An 18,302-nucleotide genomic window follows, 5' to 3' on the forward strand; every position below is an offset into this window, starting at 1 on the left:
CGAGGCTCCATGAAGCCACTGGCTTTATACTTGCAATCCTTGTACTTGGATGGTATTTGTTTTTTCTCCTCCAAATATATCGTTAGACGGTTCTCATATAAAACATGCTTTATAGGCTTCTTATCGAATCCAACAATATCAAAATACTCTAATATTCCTTCTGGTAATATTAAACTTAACAAGGATAACTCAGTGCCTTTATTCATCAATGTAATTTAAAGCACAAAGAAAATTATTTTTCTCTTTAGACCCAACTTTTGAGATTGATCCGTTTTTTGATCAATAGTTTTAATTAATAGGAGCAATTTATTAAAACCAATGATTAAATTATTCTTTCATTTTACTCAATTGGTTGTTATTGTTTTTTATCGGATTTCGTGAATCTTCGATTTCTTTGCTTGTCCAATGAAACCGACCTAGGAGGTTCAAGAATACCTTATTACATAATAAGCAAGCAATGAATAAAACGAAACCGCAGGTTCACGAATACATAATTAGGAAAATAACCAGCCATGAGCTAAACAAACCTGCCTTCCGGCAGGCAGGAGAAAAGACCCTTCTTCGCTAGGTGGTCCCTAAAATCTCTGGATTTTAAGGACCGATGCCATGGCCTAAATTATTTCCAAGGCTTCAATAATTCTTAACGGCCATGCCATCTCCACGACGGAAGAAGAACGACCTAACCATAGATCTTGAGGACAATGCTCAAAGGTTTTTAATAACGGAAAATGATTTTTCCCACATGAGGGTTGACGGAACGAAAGGACCGGCCTATTTTCAATTTCGTCTTAAATCAAGTAGTTTTCACATTGGGTTCAGGTAGGCGTCCATAGAGCATTTCACCCAAGTGAAAGCGGCCTGGACGCCGGGGCCGTGGAAATTGCGTAGATTTAAAGAAATTTAAAATCAGCCTAGCGTTTTTTGGTTCGTTTTTTGGGCGATGCAAAAAATGAACAGGACACAAAAATGAGATAGTAGATTATTTCTTTTTCTAATTCACACACAACTTTTGGGATTGATCCTGAATAAGTCCGTTTACTGTAATCGTAAATAATTTTGGATTTAAATTGAGCGTTGTCCCTTGTTCTTCCCAACACCACAGCAAAGCACATGGATTTATCGGATACCATACTCCAAAGGCCATCCTCCGGTATTGAAAGTCTATCCTGAACATATAATCGTACTGTAAAATTACTTCCTGTTTTTTAAAACCAAAAAAAACAATAACTTTCAATCTTCTTTAAAAAAATAACTAATCAAATTATTAAAACCATGGTAAAATTCATCAAAGGACACATCCTATTGTTGGGATGTTTATTTTTCTTATCCTATTCCCAAGCTCAAAATTTAGATTCGGCACTGCCCGAGGAGGTGGGGATGTCCTCAGAGAGGTTGGAACGACTATCGGCTACCTTGGAGCAGTATGTGAAGGACGGAAAGATGTCCGGAAATGTTGCCCTAGTAGCCAGAAAGGGCAAAGTGATCTATCATCGGGCGTTTGGCCAGAGTGATATGGAGGCAGGGAAGAAGATGGGCACAGACGCCATATTTAGGATTGCATCACAAACAAAGGCCATTGTAAGTGTTGCTGCAATGATTTTGCAGGAAGAAGGAAAATTATTGATTGCAGATCCCATAGGAAAATATTTGCCGGAATGGAAAGAGACAACCGTAGCGAGGGTACGTGAAGATGGGGGATACGATGTGGTCAGGGCTAACCGGTCCATTACCATTAGGGACTTATTGACCCATACTGCCGGAATTGGGTACGGACATGGTCCTGCAAAAAAAGAATGGGAAGAGGCCGGGATACAGAATTGGTATTTTGCAGACCGAAACGAGCCAATTGCCGAAACAGTTGCACGTATGGCAAAATTGCCAATGGATGCCCAGCCAGGAGAAAAGTTTGTATACGGTTACAATACGGATATCCTTGGGGTAATTGTGGAAAAGGCTTCCGGTAAATCTTTGGATGTATTTATTAAGGAAAGGATCTTGGATCCCATAGGGATGGTGGATACACATTTCTACTTGCCTAAGAACAAAACTGAAAGACTGGCTACTTCGTATATGGCTTATGAAGGAAAGCCATTGGAAAGATCCCCCGATCCTGGCTTGGGAATGGGGCAAGGTCATTATGTCAAGGGCCCTAGGAAGAGTTTTTCAGGTGGCGCCGGATTACTATCTACGGCCATGGACTATGCCAAATTCTTGCAAATGATGCTGAATGGAGGAGAATTTAACGGAAACAGAATATTGTCCCCAAAAACCGTCGAGTTAATGATTGTAGACCATGTTGATGTAAGGGGGATTCCCTACGGCAGTCGAAAAGGTTCGGGCTTTGGTCTGGGCTTCTCCATTACAAAAAATGTTGGTGAAAGGGGAGAGCCCGGTTCTATAGGTACTTTTGAATGGGGAGGTGCTTATGGTTCCACTTATTGGGCAGATCCCGTGGAGGAACTGGTCGTAGTATATTTTAAACAACTCATTCCTACCAATGGAGTTGACGATCACCCTAAGCTGAGAAGTTTGGTCTATCAGGCTATTTTGGAATGAAATAGGCCCGATTTAAGGATGATATAGGTTGATGTAAAAGGGAAAGTGTTAAGATATTGTGAATTTTGGCGGTTTTTGTACAATCTATTCTTCTAAAAAATCTATATCGCATAGGTTTGCACTTTAATAGTCGGATTTAAAACTAGAGATACTAAATTTTATGAGTAGAGTTAAGGAGAATGACAAAGTAAAAGTACATTACACCGGAAAATTAACGACGGGACAAATTTTTGACAGTTCCTTGGAAAGGGAACCCATCGAAGTTACCTTGGGACAAGGGCAGCTTATTCCAGGTTTTGAGAAGGAATTGGTGAATATGGAGGTAAATGAAAAGAAAACTATTACCGTTCCCAAGGAAGAAGCCTACGGCGATATTATGGAAGAATTGTTTCATGAAATCAAGAAGTCGGAACTTCCTGAAGATATTAAACCTGAAATTGGAATGATGTTGGTTGCGCAAAATCCGGACGGTACAGAAAATCAATTGCGAATTACAGATGTTAAGGAAGAGAGTATTATTATTGATGCCAATCACGTGTTGGCAGGACAAGATCTTACTTTTGAGCTGGAATTGGTAGCTATTTTATAATGATTTCAACATAATGGCAATTGCACTTCCCTTTAGGGATCAATGCCATGGATATTAAAAGGCCGTCTGTTTTTGGACGGCCTTTTGCTTATAATACCCTAATCATCTCTAGGAGATTCAATATATTCTATCATCAATAACATACCCGCTTTAACGTTAAGCACTGTTTAAAATGGAAAGAACCAGTGCTTTTGTCAATGGCCTATCCTTAGCCTTGGCTATTACCTCCTTAAAAGTAAACCTGAAATCGCAACCATTGGCATAATTACTACAACCATAGGAGGTTTTGCCCTTGATAATCATTCCATTTTTACATTTGGGACAATTGGGAGAATCGGTTTTTGGTTTTTTCTTTGGCTCTAGAATCAACTTATAGTGCTCATCAAAACGTACGAGGCCTTCAACATCCTCAACACCATTGTGGTTAAACCCCTTTAAATTTACCGTACAACCTTTTTGAAGTAATCTTGTGAACTGATTTTCCGAGATCTTTTTGTGATGAAAGACAAAGGGGAGTAAGAAATCGCAACCATTCTTGTAATTACTACATCCATAGGCCGACTTCCCTTTTATAAGATTCCCTCTCTGGCATTTTGGGCAGGTTTCTTCTGTTATACCTTTTGACCTTTTCTTTGGCTTTTGGGCTTCCTTTCTTTCATTGGCAATGACATTGGAGATATTGGCCCGATTGGTTTCGCTCCTTACCTCGTAAACCAATTCGTCCACCATTTTTTTCATATTATTGATGAACAGGGCTGCACTAAAACTTCCCTTTTCGATGTCCTTCAGTTGCTTTTCCCATAAACCTGTTAATTCTGCCGATTTCAGCAATTCGTTTTGTATCGTATCAATTAGTTGAATACCGGTTGGAGTAGGCAATACCTGCTTCTTTTTTCTTTCTATGTACTTGCGTCTAAATAAGGTTTCAATAATATTGGCACGGGTAGAAGGTCTTCCAATTCCGTTCTCTTTCATGAGTTCGCGCATTTCTTCGTCGTCAACTTGTTTCCCGGCCGTCTCCATAGCTCGCAGCAAAGTAGCTTCCGTAAATTGTTTGGGGGGTTTGGTCTGTTTTTCTAGAAAAGAAGGCTCATGCGGACCTTTTTCACCCTTAATGAACAAAGGCAATATACCGGTTTCTTTTTTTTCCTTGGAAGCGTTGGTCTCAAAAACCACTCTCCATCCTTTTTTTAGGATTTCCTTACCCGTTGTTTTAAAGGAGATGTTTGCCGCCTTACCGATTACCGTGGTATTGGAAACTTCACAATCATCATAAAATACGGCAATAAATCGTTTCACTATACTATCGTACACCTGTTGCTGGGCAGGTGCCAACCTTATCTCGACCCCGGTGGGAATTATGGCGTGATGGTCCGTTACTTTTTTGTCATTGAAAACCTTGGTGGACTTTCTGATTTTTTTGGACAAAAGGCTAGAGGCCAACTGTTCATATTGGGTTAAATTACGAAGTATTCCCGCTATTTTGGGGTAAACGTCGTTGGGTAAGAATGTGGTATCTACCCTAGGATAGGTTACCACTTTTTGTTCATATAATTTTTGGACAATTTTCAGTGTTTCATCGGCCGTTAATCCAAACTTTGTATTGCAATATACCTGAAGACCTGTTAGATCGAACAACTTGGGAGCGTATTCCTTTCCTTTCTTTTTGGTGATACCTGCAATTTCGAATTCGTGTTCCTTTACTTCTTTGGCAAGAACTTCCCCGTCCTCCATCTTTAAGAAACGGCCCTCTTCATAATTAAATACCGTATCCCTATAAAGGGTTTGCAATTCCCAATAGGGTTGGGGTTTAAAGTTTTCTATTTCCAAATACCTGTTCACCACCATAGCCAGTGTAGGGGTTTGTACCCTTCCCACCGATAACATTTGTTTATAGCCCCCGTGCTTTACAGTATAGAGGCGTGTGGCATTCATACCCAAAAGCCAATCTCCAATGGCACGGCAAAATCCGGCATAATAAAGATTGTCGTAGTCATCTGAGGATTTTAATTTGGTAAAGCCCTCCTTTATTGCCTCGGTGGTTAATGATGAAATCCATAATCGCTGTACTTTTCCCTTATAATTGGCCTGGTGTAGCACCCAACGCTGTATTAGTTCCCCTTCCTGTCCGGCATCCCCACAGTTGATGACCAATTCTGCTTTGTCGAATAAGGCCTTAACAATATTGAACTGTTTTTGGATGCCTGCATTGTCCACTACTTTGGTTTTAAATTTTTCAGGGAGCATGGGCAAGTTGTTCAGGTCCCAACTTTTCCAATGTGGCTTGTAATCGCTAGGTTCATATAAAGTGCAGAGATGCCCAAAGGTAAATGTAACGGCGTATCCATTTCCCTCAAAATACCCATCGTGTTTGGTATTTGCTCCCAATACTTGAGCAATTTCTCGAGCAACACTAGGTTTTTCTGCAATACAGACTTTCACTTTATTTTTATTTTGAATGGGTGCAAATTACTTAATTTATACTGAACCCCCATATTCGTAGTGCAAGGTATTTTCTTCAATATTTGCACTGGAAATAACGAGCCCTAGGATATTGGTGATTACCGGGAAAAATGTTTTGAGAAAATTTCATTACCTCATATGTCATAGGAAAATGATACATTTAAGGGATCTTGGATATGAAATTTAATAATGTTGAATACACTTATCGATAAAAATATACAGATGAAAAGTATAGTGGCAGCCATCATGGCTTTTTTTACATTAGTTGGTTGTACTTTCCAGTCGTCCAAAAGTCTATTTAATGGGAAGGATTTGGAGGGTTGGCATGTAGATGTACCTGAAATGGACCATGATCCCGAGGCCATTAATCCATTTATAATAAGGGAAGGTATGTTGGTAAGTTTGGGGGAACCCCAGGGCCACATTATTACGGATGCCATTTATAAGGATTTTAGACTGGAAGTGGAATATCGTTTTGCTGGGAAACCAGGTAATTGTGGTGTATTGGTGTTTGCTTCCACCCCTAGATCCCTTTATGACATGTTTCCCAAGTCTATAGAAGTGCAAATGATGCATGAAAATGCCGGTGATTTCTGGTGTATTGTTCAGGACATCACGACCGATAATATGTTGGAAAGGCGAGGTCCTAAAGAAGAATGGGGTATTACCGAAGGCAAATTGCGAAGAATAAAAAATTTAACCGATGGTTCCGAAAATCCATTGGGTGAATGGAATTCCATGACTATTGAGTGCCTCAAAAACTCAATAAAGGTATGGGTTAATGGCGATTTGGTAAACCATGGTTACAATGCCACAGTAAGTAGTGGAAATATTGCTTTACAAGCCGAAGGGGCGGAGGTGGAATTCCGAAAAGTAATGCTCACACCTATCGTCGAACTCAGTGAAACAGCGCCCTGATCAACAAGGTCCTGCCCGTCCCCGTTAATATATTTTTAAATTTGGTTCGATCCATTCACATTGGGCAGCTTCATTCATGATAAGGGAGTAGAAGGCCTAGTCCTTTGCGTAATACTTTATTTATATTCAATGAGTTATGTTCAAAAAGCAAAAGCAAGGAATTATAGGTCGTTCTGCACTGATGTACTTTTGCCTCGGTACTTAAAAAGATAGTTCTTGGATCGGGGCAACCTTCCCCGGAGTTAATCCCTTCATATCAATATTCCCAATACGGATGCGAATCAACCGTAAGGTAGGAAAACCTACCGCAGCCGTCATTTTACGCACCTGACGGAACTTCCCTTCGGTGATGGTGATGCTTATCCAGGAAGTGGGCCTATGTCGTCCTATTCTTAATTTTTTATCCGGGTCGGGTAGGACAGGGGGGGTGGACAATCTATGGACAGTAGTATTTTTGGTTATATATTTCTTGCCATGGAATCCAATTTCCACTCCGCGCTGCAATAATTGGATAGCTTCATTGGTTATTTCTCCATCCAACTGTACAAAATATTCCTTTTCCACGCCCGAGCGGTTGATCTGATCGCTCAATTTTCCATCCGTTGTGAGCAGAAGCAATCCCTCCGATTTTTCATCCAGTCGACCTATGGGCATAATGCCCTCAGGAAAGTTATAAAGCTCGCTTAGGAAACGTTTGTTACGTATCTCCTTGGCGTCATTGGAGTGTAACTGACTTAACATTTCAAAAGGCTTGTAAATTTTAAAGTGAATATGTGCAGGTTCCAGCATGGGCCGAAGTTATTAGGTTTTGTACAGGGTTGGACCCCCCAAAGGTGTCATTTTTTTTTCGATTTTTATTAGTGAACCTCAATTTTGAGAAGTCAGTAAGACGCACTTAAAATTGCAAGTTGAACTAATCCCGCCTTTTTCGGCGGGACCTAGGTTCAATGCCTCGACCCTAGGGTCGATTCCTATTATGGGGTTCAGGGCCTGCCTTTGTCGGCAGACATGCCTACCTTTGTCGGCAGGCAGGCCTACCTTTGTCGGCAGGCAGGCCTACCTTTGTCGGCAGGCAGGCTTGCCCTGAGGTTTAATACCTTTTATTATTTAAAATATAGATATTAACTTTTACCAGTGGCATATTTTCCAACACCCCAGGCAAGGCCTATAAAGGCAATTTGTATTGGCAATCGAATCATGGCTGCCTGCGGACTTCCTATGGCGGGTCGATCGGAAAAAACATCCCAAACATGGACAGGAAGAAAAACAATCATAAGCCATAATATCCCTGTAGCTCCGTATTTTGTGTATTTGGGAAGGAGGAGCAATACCCCTAAAACCATCTCCAATATTCCCGATAAATAGATGACGAATATTTTAAAGGGTAAAAACTGGGGTACGAAAGGCAGGTAGAAGGTTGGTTTAAAAAAATGTTGCATCCCTGCATATATCATAAAAAGGGCCAATAGTATTTTAAGAATCGTCCAAAAAAGCTTCATAGCCTAGTTATTTTTAAAAAGATATAATATATAGCTGAGGAACGCGAAAGTAAGGACAAGGCTCCATACCTACCTCCTAAGGTGCAGGTTTGGCATGAAGCAGTTCCATGCCTGTTGAGGAACGAGGCTTAAATCCGGTCCAATCCTTTTCATTGGAATCTTCCTCTAACTCCAAAAATTTTGAATAATCCTTTTGTTTTAGATGTATACCTAAAAAGGCAGTTAAAAAATGTTGGTTTACATTATTGATCTTTCTCTCGTCCCAACTAGGTTCGGCATATCTATAGTATTCATCCATATGGAGTCCAGGCTTTAAAGATTCCACTGGCGGGGGATTTGGGGCTACATTGTGCCTTGCATTTTCATAAGTAAGTAAATATCGATCCGTATTTATGGCTCCCTCGAAGATAGCTTTAATTCCCTTTTCGTATCCTGAAATATCATCTTGGCTCCCTGCTATAAAAAAGGTAGGGATCTCTAGTCCCTTTAAACCTTCGGTATCCCAAACACCACGCTCCATTCCCCAGGGAGCAAAGGCTACAACCGCCTTTATTCTAGGGTCAACCTTTGGAAAGTTAGGGTTGCTCATGGCCAATTCTGCTATTGCTTTGCTACCTCCGGTCATGCTGGAAAAGAAATCTACGAGGCCATCGCTATATCCAGCACCTGCCACGTTCAGTACTCCGTATCCACCCATGGAATAGCCTATAATACCGATGTTTTCGGAATCTACCAATCCCGATAAAAAGTGTTTGTTATTGGCTTTTCCCAAGTCCCCAATTTGGTTCATAACAAAGGAAATATCCTTGGCGCGGTTCACCAAGGTACTTGAAAAAGGGGAAGCATCCCTAAAAGTGGAATCCGTGTGGTCTATGGCTACTACTATATATCCTTTGGAAGCCAAATTCTCCGTTAGATAGGTCATAAGGTATCTGGAGCCAACATAACCATGTGCAACCACTAAAAGGGGAAAAGGACCCTCTGTGGCAAGTGGTGCGGCATCACGGGACGCCCTACCTTTAAAAGTAATGGGAGTCAATGGGCGAAGGGAATCATGGGCGGTTCCCATAACGTCCTTATAAATGGCCAATTCTGTGGCTCCCGGGGCCAATAAGGCCGGATACCAGACTTCTACCTTTAGGGGCCGATCATAAATGGGGTCCATCCCGTTTTTCGAATTTAAAACATCCACCTGTCCCTTATTGACCAAATCCAATGTGCGTACGCCAATTTTATAAGCGCCACGTGAAGCCAATTCAGGAGCATCGGGCAGGGCATCCCCATATATAAACGATTCGTTTTGAGCGTTTAACACAGTGCTGGAAACGAGAAAACAAAGCAGTATTTGAAGCTGGATAAAACGGGAAAAAGTTGGTTTGACCATGGGTTTTTGTTTAGCTTAAAAATACGAAATATAACCTCGATCATAAATCCGAAATTGCTTTTTCAAAATGAATTTGGCTATATATACCATACCACTTTGCACCATGACGCTTAGTTGGCATAGGTTTTCAATACAATAGAGAAAACTTCAAAGATTTGAATTTTAAGGATACAGTAGAAAATAATACCTTGGTGTTTGGAGAAGGTAGATGGATAATTAAGGATTGAATAATAAGCAAGTACGGACATCAGGATATTATGAAGGAAACCGAGAAACAACTGAAGAAGTTTGGTATTAGACCAACAGCTATGCGCATTTTGGTACATCAATTTATGGCCTTGCAGAAGTCGGCTGTAAGCCTTACCACCGTTGAAGGGAATTTTGAAAAATCGGATAGGACTACCTTATATAGGACTCTAAAGACTTTTGAGGAGAAGTGCATTGTACATCAAATAGTTGACGGCACAGGAATTCCCAAATACGCGCTATGCGATCATGATGAAGGTTTGGTGAAGCATTCGGACCTTCATTTGCATTTTCATTGTACACAATGCAATAAGACTACTTGTTTAACGGAGCATCGGATTCCTCAAATAAATTTACCGGAAAAATTTATCCCGGAAGATGTAAATATGCTAATAAAGGGTGTTTGTGAGCACTGCAACCAATAAATGCACATACATTGCACTGGCATAAGGGTTAATTTAGCTTTCAAATGACTAATTTATGAAGCATCGGCATGCTCACAAGGGTGGGGATCACCATCATGAACACGATCACGGTGAAATTTTTGGTGAAAAGACAGAACTCTATTTCGCTATTTTAAGCGGGGTGTTTTTTTTAACTGGTTTGATGTTTTCTACCATATTTGATGCCGTGGCATGGGCTCCATTGGTAAGCTATATGGCAGCCTATTTTTTTGGGGGATATTTTACCCTGCTAGAGGCTATTGGAAAAATTCGGGAAGGGGAATTTGAAATTGATTTTCTAATGCTCGTTGCCGCCCTGGGAGCGGCCTATATAGATAGTTGGGGAGAAGGGGCCCTATTATTGTTTTTGTTTAGTTTGGGACATGCGTTGGAGCATTATGCCATGAACAAGGCCACTAAATCCATTAAGGCCCTAGGGGAGCTTACCCCCAAGACGGCATTCTTGAAAAATGGAGAGGATATAAGGGAAGTACCCGTAGAGGATTTGAAGTTGAACGATATAATAGTGGTAAAACCTAATACCAAAATATCGGCAGATGGAGTTATTGTAAAGGGGAGTAGCAGTATAGATCAATCACCCATAACAGGAGAGAGTATTCCCGTAGACAAAACGGCTGTCACAAATGCCAAAGTGCTTCCAGAGTTTAGTGAAATACCGCAGTCGCACATTGTCTTTACAGGTACCATTAACGGTGATGCCATGCTGGAGATCCAAGTTTTAAAATTGAATGTGGATACTACCATTTCCCGATTGGTGAAAATGGTAAGTGAGGTGGAAACCAAAAAATCCCCTACCCAATTACTGACCAAAAAATTTGAGAAATGGTTTGTGCCGACAGTTATTGTTTTGGTCGTTGTTTTGTGTTTTGCCCATTTGGTCATAGACGAAACGGTGAAAGAAAGTCTTTATAGGGCCATTAGTGTATTGGTAGCTTCCAGTCCTTGTGCCTTGGCTATTTCAACACCAAGTGCCGTATTGAGTGCCATCGCCAGGGCGGCCAAAAAGGGAGTGCTCATAAAAGGAGGTCGCGCCCTAGAAGATTTGGGCAGCCTTTCTACCATAGCTTTTGATAAAACAGGGACCCTTACAGAAGGCAAACCTAGATTGACAAATGCCATTTCCTTGAATGGATTTGATAAAAATGAGTTTCTGGAGTTGGTGGTAGACGTGGAGAGTTTAAGCAATCACCCCTTGGCAAAGGCAATTACACAGGATCTCCTTGGAAAATATAACATAGAAAAGAAACACCGGTCCTCCAATATGCAGGCCGTTCAGGGAAAAGGGGTAAAGGCACAATATAATGGGAATTATGTTTTTATTGGGAATAAACAACTGATGGAGGAGGAGGGAATCCAAATATCACCGGAAGCCCAAGACGAAATTAACCAATGGCAGCAAAACGGGCAGACTGTTATGCTGGTGGGGTATAAACAAACCATAATAGGACTGTTGAGTGTCATGGATGTTCCAAGAAAAAGTGCCGCTCCAACTTTGGAGAGACTTAAGGAAATCGGCATTGAACAAATGATAATGCTGACAGGCGACCATCAGAACGTGGGCGAATCCATTGCCAGACAAATTGGACTCACAGAGGTCAAAGGGAATTTGCTCCCGGAAGAAAAGGTGAAGGCTATACAGGAGTTTCAGAAAAAAGGAGTAAAAATTGCCATGGTAGGTGATGGCGTTAATGACGCCCCTGCCATGGCCAGCAGTACGGTAGGTATTGCAATGGGGGCTGCGGGGAGCGATGTAGCCTTGGAAACCGCAGATGTAGCCCTAATGTCGGACAAGATAGAGAGCCTTCCCTTTGTAATTGGGTTGAGTAGAAAATCCAAATCAATTATCAAGCAAAACCTTTGGATCAGTATGGGCGTTGTGGCATTTTTAATTCCAGCAACCCTTTTTGGATTTGCCAATATAGGTATTGCTGTGGCCATTCATGAAGGTTCTTCCCTAATGGTGGTAATCAATGCCCTGCGACTGTTAAGGTTTAATCTCGATTAAACCAGGGAGTGTTACTATATGTGGAGGGGAGAAAACAAACGGCTGTCAGGGTCAAACCCCAGCAGCCGTTTGCCTATGGCAATTTTTAATCAACACTTCATTTAAAGACAAATGAAATTTGTTGGATTCTTATTTGAATCCTATTTGGATAATGCCTTCATGACTAATTTTTATCGCCTCCAAAGGCGTCATATCAAAAGTTCTGTCCTGTTCTACCATATAATACTTCATCCCCGATAGCTTTTTTTTGGCTAGAATATTTGAGAAATCAATTTGGCCGTTGCCTACTGGTGCAAACCTACCTTTATCATCCATATCCTTTACATGCCACATTTTAAACCTACCGGGATATTTGTTGAAATAGGCTATAGGGTCTTTGTCCGCCTTGGTTACCCAATAAAGATCCATCTGGAAATTTACAAATTTTGGATTGGTGTTTTCAAGAAGGTAATCATAGGTAATAATACCATCATATCCTCTTTCGAATTCAAAAGCGTGATTATGGTAGAGTAGTTTCAACCCTGCCTTGTGACATTTTTCCCCCAAGGTGTTTAATGCAGAAGCGAGTTGTTTATAGTCGCCCTTCAATCCCATGGGGGGTACAGGAATAACAAAGTACTTGAAGCCTGCTGCCTTAACATCGGCAATCATGGTGTCCGCGTTCTCTAAGGTTACCCCTCCCTGATGTGTACTGATAGGTTTTAGTCCCACTTCTTTAAGCAATTCGCTAAATTCCATGGGCGCCATATTGTAAAACTTTCCATCCTTGTATCCGGCCGCTTCAATATTTTTATACCCAGCGTCGGCGACTGCCTTAAGGGTGGCCTTGGCATCTTCACCCATATTATCCCGGACCGTATAAAGTGCCAGTCCGCCAACTTTTTGTTGAGCGTTGGTTGAGAACATGCCAAAAATCAGAACTGGCAGAATTAATTTTTTTAATAACGGGGTGAACAATAATTTTTTCATAAAACTCTGGAATAATATTTTTTTAAAAGTAACACAATGTTTTTGTAACCAAGCCACAATTATAACGATAAAAACTTATTCATGAACCAAGGCATATTTATTTTTCAAGAAGAAAAGGAATAATCCCATGTTGCAGGGTGTAAAATAATTTTGGGACTTTTAAAATTTCGTAGCCTTTTTGCCGCGGTGCTTCCACTACCATATTGGTGGGTGTACATTAGGGAAGTAGCCTTCCTTATTTTTATCAATATAGGGTATGTGAAATAAATTTTTAGGGTAATCTAAAAATTAATAATTATCTTTATATAAATTATTAAAATCAATTTTAATAAAGGACATGTCCTGCAGGGTACATGTAAAGTGGCTAACAACGAATTTAAAAATATATCTACAACAGGCTAATGAATACCTACAATCCCATAACGGCCCTAGCGGTGTTTTTTGCACTTTCAATTTTGGCATTTCTATTTTTCAGACCCTATAGGGGATGGTTTTGGCTGATAAGAAACAGTTCGGTTTCGAATGATAAAATAGTAGTGGAGGATGTTTTAAAGTTGTTATATCACAATGAAAATGCGGACAAGCATCTCAATATCAACGATATTATAAGAACCTTAAAATACAATGACAGGACCATACTGGAATGCATCAATAAGATGTCCGACCACGAGTTGATAAGTATTCAGGGAGATAATGTGAAGCTTACACAATCTGGTAGTGATTATGCCTTGCGTATTGTTAGGGCCCATAGGTTATGGGAAAAATTTTTAGCCGAAAAAACGGGGTTCAAGGAAGCGGAATGGCACGAGAGGGCAGAAAGAATGGAACATGAACTTTCCAAGGTGGATGCGGATAATTTGTCGTCCCAGTTAGGCAATCCTCAATTTGACCCCCATGGAGACCCTATACCGACCAATACGGGGAAGATTGCCAAAATTAAGGGAATTCCCGTATCAGAACTTCCCATAGGAACCATTGGAAGAATTGTCCATATCAAGGATAAACCCGAAATAATTTACAAGCAGATCCTAGCGGAGAATATACATATTGGATCTGTGATAAGGATTATGGAAAAGACGTCTGCCCGCATCGAATTTCATTCTGAGGGGGAGGCCTTTGTATTGGCTCCCATAATGGCCGGTAATATTACGGTATCCGTTTTGGAAAAGGATGTGGTGTTTGAAGAAAATTTAGCGAGGTTGTCCATTTTAAAGGAAAATGAAACCGCCAAGATTATTGGAATATCAAAGGAAATCAGGGGAGATAGTCGAAGAAGGTTGCTCGATTTGGGTTTTGTGAAAGGAGCCGAGGTTCAAATTGATCTTATGAATCCTTTGGGCGATCCCAAAGCTTTTTTAATCAAGGGCACTAGCATTGCCCTACGCAAAAATCAAGCGTCAAAAATTTTAATACAAAAAGATTAGATCATGGAAGTTAAACCCAAAAGTGCGTGTGAGACCTGTGCCCAGTTCAATGCGGACGGATTGAAAAAATTAGGGGTAAATACCACTGATTTTGATTATGTAGTCGCCTTAGCGGGTAATCCAAATACTGGAAAAAGCACTGTTTTTAACGCTATGACCGGATTGCGCCAACATACGGGAAATTGGCCGGGCAAAACGGTAACCAGGGCAGAAGGCGCTTTTGAATACAATCGGCAGAAATTTAAGCTGGTAGACTTGCCTGGGACTTATTCCCTGTTGTCCACCTCGGAAGATGAGGAAGTCGCCAGGAATTTCATTCTTTTTGGAAAGCCCTCGGTAACGGTCATCGTGGTGGATGCCAGCAGACTTGAAAGAAATCTTAATCTGGTATTACAGATTTTGGAAATTACAAATAACGCGGTCCTATGTTTAAACTTAATGGATGAGGCGGAAAGAAATAATTTGGAGATAGATACCCGGACTTTGGCCCGGGACCTTGGCATTCCTGTGGTGCCCACCAGCGCAAGGTACAATAGAGGAATTCCGGAATTGATCCAGACCGTTAGTGAACTGGCCAATGGTAAAATTGTGTGTAAGCCACACCGCATAAAGAATATACCAAAAAACATAGAACAGGCTTTGGAAAAGTTGAGTGCAGAAATAAAACAGGTATATCCGGACATTCCCAATAGTAGATGGATCGCTTTGCGCTTGCTGGAAGGCGATAAAAATATAATTGAGACCCTTAAAACGGGTGAATTTGTTTAATCATACTTTGATGGACACTAAAAAGATAGATCATATTATTTCACTTTCCAATGACCTTCGTTGGCAGATCGGCGATGAATTTCATGATAATCTGGCGGAGGGAATTTACGCTGACGCTGCGGAAATTGTAAAGGACTCAGTACATAAAAAGGACGAAAAGGGCACCTTTAGGATAGATGCCAAAATAGATAAGATCATTACAAGCAGGATTTGGGGGTTTCCGCTTATGTTCTTAATTCTTGCCTTTGTGCTATGGCTGACGATCGTAGGGGCCAATTATCCTTCTGCCATGTTGTCCGGATTGCTCTTGGATACTGTGCATCCGGCCTTGAAGGGATTTGCAGCTGCCATTGGAATGCCATGGTGGTTGGACGGGTTTTTGATAGACGGGGTCTATTTGGCGGTGGCTTGGGTCATCGCCGTGATGTTGCCTCCAATGGCCATATTCTTTCCCTTATTTACCTTATTGGAAGATTTCGGGTATTTGCCAAGGGTGGCCTTTAATTTAGATCATTTATTTAAACTAAGCGGGGCCCATGGCAAACAGGCACTGACCATGAGTATGGGGTTTGGATGCAACGCCGCAGGCATTGTTGCTACCCGGATCATTGATAGCCCAAGGGAAAGATTGATTGCTATTATTACCAATAACTTTTCCCTGTGTAACGGGCGTTGGCCTACGCAGATTCTGATCGCCACCATATTTGTAGGGGCCTTGGTACCCGCTTCCTATTCGGGAGTATTATCATTGGCCGCCGTTATAGCGATTGCGGTATTGGGTATGGTCTTTATGTTTTTGGTTTCATGGGGACTTTCCAAAACGGTGTTGAAAGGAGAAGTGTCTACCTTTAATTTGGAATTGCCACCCTATCGACCTCCGCGGTTTTGGAAAACCATCTATACTTCCATCATAGATAGGACCCTGATCGTACTATGGCGCGCAATTGTCTTTGCAGCCCCTGCCGGAGCCGTAATTTGGCTTATTTCCAATATTTATTTGGGAGATGCCAGTCTGGCCGCATGGTTAATAGATTCCTTGGATGGCTTTGGCTTCCTTTTAGGTCTTAACGGTGTTATATTGGTGGCTTATATTGTGGCTATCCCTGCCAACGAAATTGTGATTCCCACTATTCTGATGTTGACGGTCCTAGTTACGGGAATTTCCGCGGGTGAAGGTGCCGGGGTTATGTTCGAATTGGATTCGGTATCGGCCACGGGGGATATTCTAAGAGCAGGGGGATGGACGTTGTTGACCGCTATTAACCTAATGTTGTTCAGCTTATTGCACAATCCGTGCAGCACCACTATTTATACTATTTATAAGGAGACCAAAAGTCTTAAATGGACCCTTGTGGCTTCAATATTACCTGTTATTATGGGATTTGTGGTGACTTTTTTGGTGGCACAGATTTGGAGATTGTGGTCTTAGACAATCCAGCTACATAATGGATGGGGATCCTCCAAGTTTTTTTTGGTATAAAACATATCAATACTAATTGATTATAGTGGCCAGGGAAAGGGTAAAGGCAGGTAAAAGACATAACTACCAGCACTTGGCCCGTATAAAAACCCCAATTACTTGCTCAGGACAAATTAGAATTTAGTGCCGCCTAAGGAGGTGGGATAGGAGGAAACTCTGTCATTACATTCTGTTGTATACTCCCAAATAGGGTTGATGCCTATCAAGCACTTATATTACATCCAGTATTTTTTGAGCCCCGATGCCTATTCGTTGTCTGGTTTCCTCAGTAATATATTTTTTTTGGTCTATCTGTTGTGGTTGGTCCGAGGTACAAAAATAACTGTGGATACTTCTTCTAGGTTTAGAGGTACGGTTTGTTGTTCCTCCATGCCAGGCATGGGAGTTAAAAATAAAAACCGATCCGGCCGGTGCGGTGATGATTATTTCATCGGGATGGGGAAGTCCAGGGTCCTTCATTTTTTCTTGAGGGGATATTCCCAGTTTGTGGGTACCGGGCACTATACGCGTCGCTCCATTATCTTTAGTGAAGTCATCCAATAACCAAATGGAATTACAGACTTTGTAGACACCTTCTATCATTTTATTGCCCCAATCTACATGTAAATTCTGATGACCAAGTCCGGGTTTTGCCGCTCTGTAGTTCAGCGAGGACAGTTTAAAGGATGGGCCCAGAACAGCATTTATACCAGCCAGCACCCTGGGATGGGTGTAAAAAATATCAAAAACTTCCCCTTTGTTGACAAGATCGGCAAGGCGATCGGCGCCTTCCTCCTTTGGGTGCCTTATATATTTGGAGTCGGCCAATTCCGATCCGGCTGTATCACCTTCATTGAGCATTAAGGCATCAATTCTCTCGTTAATGGCCTTTACCTCTGCATCGGTCAATAATTTGCCCAGGGATAAATAACCGTGATTTTCCAAAATTTCAATTTCCTCCTTGGTGAGCATGTTTAGATATATTAAAAAATAATTTACACTAAAATAAACTACATATTGGTCATAAATATAGTTCTTGTATTATTTAACCGGATTTTCTCCGTAGACTGATGGGCATTAGGTTCGTCCAAAGCGAACACAACAGTGCCAGAACAGCCAAGGTCAAGGTGTACAAATCTATCATTTCTGCCCTAGGCAACCAGCCTGTGGTTCTTTCCACCAAAAAAGCTATATAGCTATTGGGCAGACTATTTTCTCCCAATTGTTCAAGAATCCCATAATGCCAATCGGTTAAAAAGCAATATCCCCAACCTTTCCAGCTCCCCAACACAATCCAGGACCCAAAGGTTATAAGTAAGGAGATAAGATTAAGTTTTCTGGTTCGTTTTAATAACCATCCGAACAAATTAAAAATAATGAGAACCGTATGAAAAACATAGAAAAACGTGTTGGCAATGTATAAAAATAATTCATCCATAAGGAGCAATGGCCAGTAGTGATATAAGATAGTAAATTTTTGGGGTTCGGAATTTTGCTTAATTGTTGGCGGGCCCTATACTCCTTTCCCCCGATTTCATTATTTTAGCGCTTAGATTCT

The 18,302-nt window shown here is 41.2% G+C and carries 13 protein-coding genes and 2 pseudogenes; 7 read left to right on the top strand and 8 right to left on the bottom strand.

Annotated features, from left to right (window positions below; translation table 11 throughout):
- Positions 1 to 206 (bottom strand): annotated as a pseudogene (locus C7972_RS24070) (hypothetical protein); the annotation flags it as partial.
- A gap of 1,066 nt (positions 207 to 1,272) precedes the next feature.
- Here C7972_RS24070 and C7972_RS05130 point away from each other — a divergent pair.
- Both C7972_RS05130 and C7972_RS05135 read left to right on the top strand, forming a co-directional pair.
- Entirely contained in the window at positions 1,273 to 2,556 is a 1,284-nt protein-coding gene (locus C7972_RS05130) for a serine hydrolase (RefSeq protein ID WP_110355160.1), read from the top strand.
- A 160-nt stretch (positions 2,557 to 2,716) separates the two neighbouring features.
- The gene (locus C7972_RS05135; RefSeq protein WP_110355161.1) at positions 2,717 to 3,145 is read left to right on the top strand and encodes a peptidylprolyl isomerase; all 429 of its coding nucleotides are present in this window, start codon (positions 2,717 to 2,719) and stop codon (positions 3,143 to 3,145) included.
- Between the two features lie 156 nt (positions 3,146 to 3,301).
- Here the strand turns inward: C7972_RS05135 and C7972_RS05140 are convergent, their stop codons facing one another.
- Entirely contained in the window at positions 3,302 to 5,587 is a 2,286-nt protein-coding gene (locus tag C7972_RS05140) for a DNA topoisomerase 3 (protein WP_110355162.1), read from the bottom strand.
- A gap of 243 nt (positions 5,588 to 5,830) precedes the next feature.
- Between C7972_RS05140 and C7972_RS05145 the strand changes: the two genes are divergently transcribed.
- A complete protein-coding gene (locus C7972_RS05145; RefSeq protein WP_110355491.1) occupies positions 5,831 to 6,526 on the top strand; it encodes a DUF1080 domain-containing protein in 696 nt (231 codons plus the stop codon).
- Between the two features lie 201 nt (positions 6,527 to 6,727).
- Here the strand turns inward: C7972_RS05145 and C7972_RS05150 are convergent, their stop codons facing one another.
- From C7972_RS05150 to C7972_RS05160, 3 genes are all read right to left on the bottom strand, one after another.
- Complete coding sequence (locus tag C7972_RS05150) at positions 6,728 to 7,315, bottom strand: pseudouridine synthase (protein ID WP_110355163.1); 588 nt, start codon at positions 7,313 to 7,315, stop codon at positions 6,728 to 6,730.
- A gap of 332 nt (positions 7,316 to 7,647) precedes the next feature.
- Positions 7,648 to 8,025, bottom strand: a complete 378-nt coding sequence (locus tag C7972_RS05155; RefSeq protein WP_110355164.1) for a MauE/DoxX family redox-associated membrane protein — start codon at positions 8,023 to 8,025, stop codon at positions 7,648 to 7,650.
- Positions 8,026 to 8,101: 76 nt separating this feature from the next.
- On the bottom strand, positions 8,102 to 9,409 hold the full coding sequence (locus C7972_RS05160; RefSeq protein ID WP_110355165.1) for a dienelactone hydrolase family protein: 1,308 nt from the start codon (positions 9,407 to 9,409) through the stop codon (positions 8,102 to 8,104).
- 257 nt (positions 9,410 to 9,666) lie between these two features.
- Between C7972_RS05160 and C7972_RS05165 the strand changes: the two genes are divergently transcribed.
- Complete coding sequence (locus C7972_RS05165; protein WP_110355166.1) at positions 9,667 to 10,080, top strand: Fur family transcriptional regulator; 414 nt, start codon at positions 9,667 to 9,669, stop codon at positions 10,078 to 10,080.
- Between the two features lie 55 nt (positions 10,081 to 10,135).
- Positions 10,136 to 12,124: a heavy metal translocating P-type ATPase gene (locus C7972_RS05170; RefSeq protein WP_110355167.1), complete on the top strand. Its 1,989-nt coding sequence runs from the start codon at positions 10,136 to 10,138 to the stop codon at positions 12,122 to 12,124.
- A 129-nt stretch (positions 12,125 to 12,253) separates the two neighbouring features.
- On the opposite strand, the gene C7972_RS05175 is transcribed toward C7972_RS05170, so the two are convergent.
- Entirely contained in the window at positions 12,254 to 13,093 is an 840-nt protein-coding gene (locus tag C7972_RS05175) for a sugar phosphate isomerase/epimerase (protein WP_110355168.1), read from the bottom strand.
- 401 nt (positions 13,094 to 13,494) lie between these two features.
- Here C7972_RS05175 and C7972_RS05180 point away from each other — a divergent pair, with 401 nt between their 5' ends.
- Both C7972_RS05180 and feoB read left to right on the top strand, forming a co-directional pair.
- Entirely contained in the window at positions 13,495 to 14,517 is a 1,023-nt protein-coding gene (locus tag C7972_RS05180) for a DtxR family transcriptional regulator (protein WP_110355169.1), read from the top strand.
- Between the two features lie 3 nt (positions 14,518 to 14,520).
- Positions 14,521 to 16,714, top strand: a pseudogene (gene feoB, locus C7972_RS05185) (ferrous iron transport protein B).
- A 261-nt stretch (positions 16,715 to 16,975) separates the two neighbouring features.
- Here feoB and C7972_RS05190 read toward each other — a convergent pair.
- Entirely contained in the window at positions 16,976 to 17,716 is a 741-nt protein-coding gene (locus C7972_RS05190) for a phytanoyl-CoA dioxygenase family protein (protein WP_110355170.1), read from the bottom strand.
- A 73-nt stretch (positions 17,717 to 17,789) separates the two neighbouring features.
- Positions 17,790 to 18,182, bottom strand: coding sequence for a DUF2784 family protein (locus tag C7972_RS05195; protein ID WP_110355171.1), 393 nt, complete (start codon positions 18,180 to 18,182; stop codon positions 17,790 to 17,792).
- Between the last annotated feature and the right edge of the window lie 120 nt (positions 18,183 to 18,302).

It is taken from the genome of Arenibacter sp. ARW7G5Y1 (assembly GCF_003201775.1).
Taxonomy (GTDB): Bacteria; Bacteroidota; Bacteroidia; order Flavobacteriales; family Flavobacteriaceae; genus Arenibacter.

Bases quoted from the DNA above. Each gene is read 5' to 3' on its own strand.
- C7972_RS05130 (WP_110355160.1), top strand. From the start codon at position 1,273: ATGGTAAAATTCATCAAAGGACACATCCTATTGTTGGGATGTTTATTT.
- C7972_RS05170 (WP_110355167.1), top strand. From the start codon at position 10,136: ATGAAGCATCGGCATGCTCACAAGGGTGGGGATCACCATCATGAACAC.
- C7972_RS05190 (WP_110355170.1), bottom strand. From the start codon at position 17,716: ATGCTCACCAAGGAGGAAATTGAAATTTTGGAAAATCACGGTTATTTA.
- C7972_RS05145 (WP_110355491.1), top strand. From the start codon at position 5,831: ATGAAAAGTATAGTGGCAGCCATCATGGCTTTTTTTACATTAGTTGGT.
- C7972_RS05195 (WP_110355171.1), bottom strand. From the start codon at position 18,182: ATGGATGAATTATTTTTATACATTGCCAACACGTTTTTCTATGTTTTT.
- C7972_RS05160 (WP_110355165.1), bottom strand. From the start codon at position 9,409: ATGGTCAAACCAACTTTTTCCCGTTTTATCCAGCTTCAAATACTGCTT.
- C7972_RS05175 (WP_110355168.1), bottom strand. From the start codon at position 13,093: ATGAAAAAATTATTGTTCACCCCGTTATTAAAAAAATTAATTCTGCCA.
- C7972_RS05180 (WP_110355169.1), top strand. From the start codon at position 13,495: ATGAATACCTACAATCCCATAACGGCCCTAGCGGTGTTTTTTGCACTT.
- C7972_RS05165 (WP_110355166.1), top strand. From the start codon at position 9,667: ATGAAGGAAACCGAGAAACAACTGAAGAAGTTTGGTATTAGACCAACA.
- C7972_RS05150 (WP_110355163.1), bottom strand. From the start codon at position 7,315: ATGCTGGAACCTGCACATATTCACTTTAAAATTTACAAGCCTTTTGAA.
- C7972_RS05135 (WP_110355161.1), top strand. From the start codon at position 2,717: ATGAGTAGAGTTAAGGAGAATGACAAAGTAAAAGTACATTACACCGGA.
- C7972_RS05155 (WP_110355164.1), bottom strand. From the start codon at position 8,025: ATGAAGCTTTTTTGGACGATTCTTAAAATACTATTGGCCCTTTTTATG.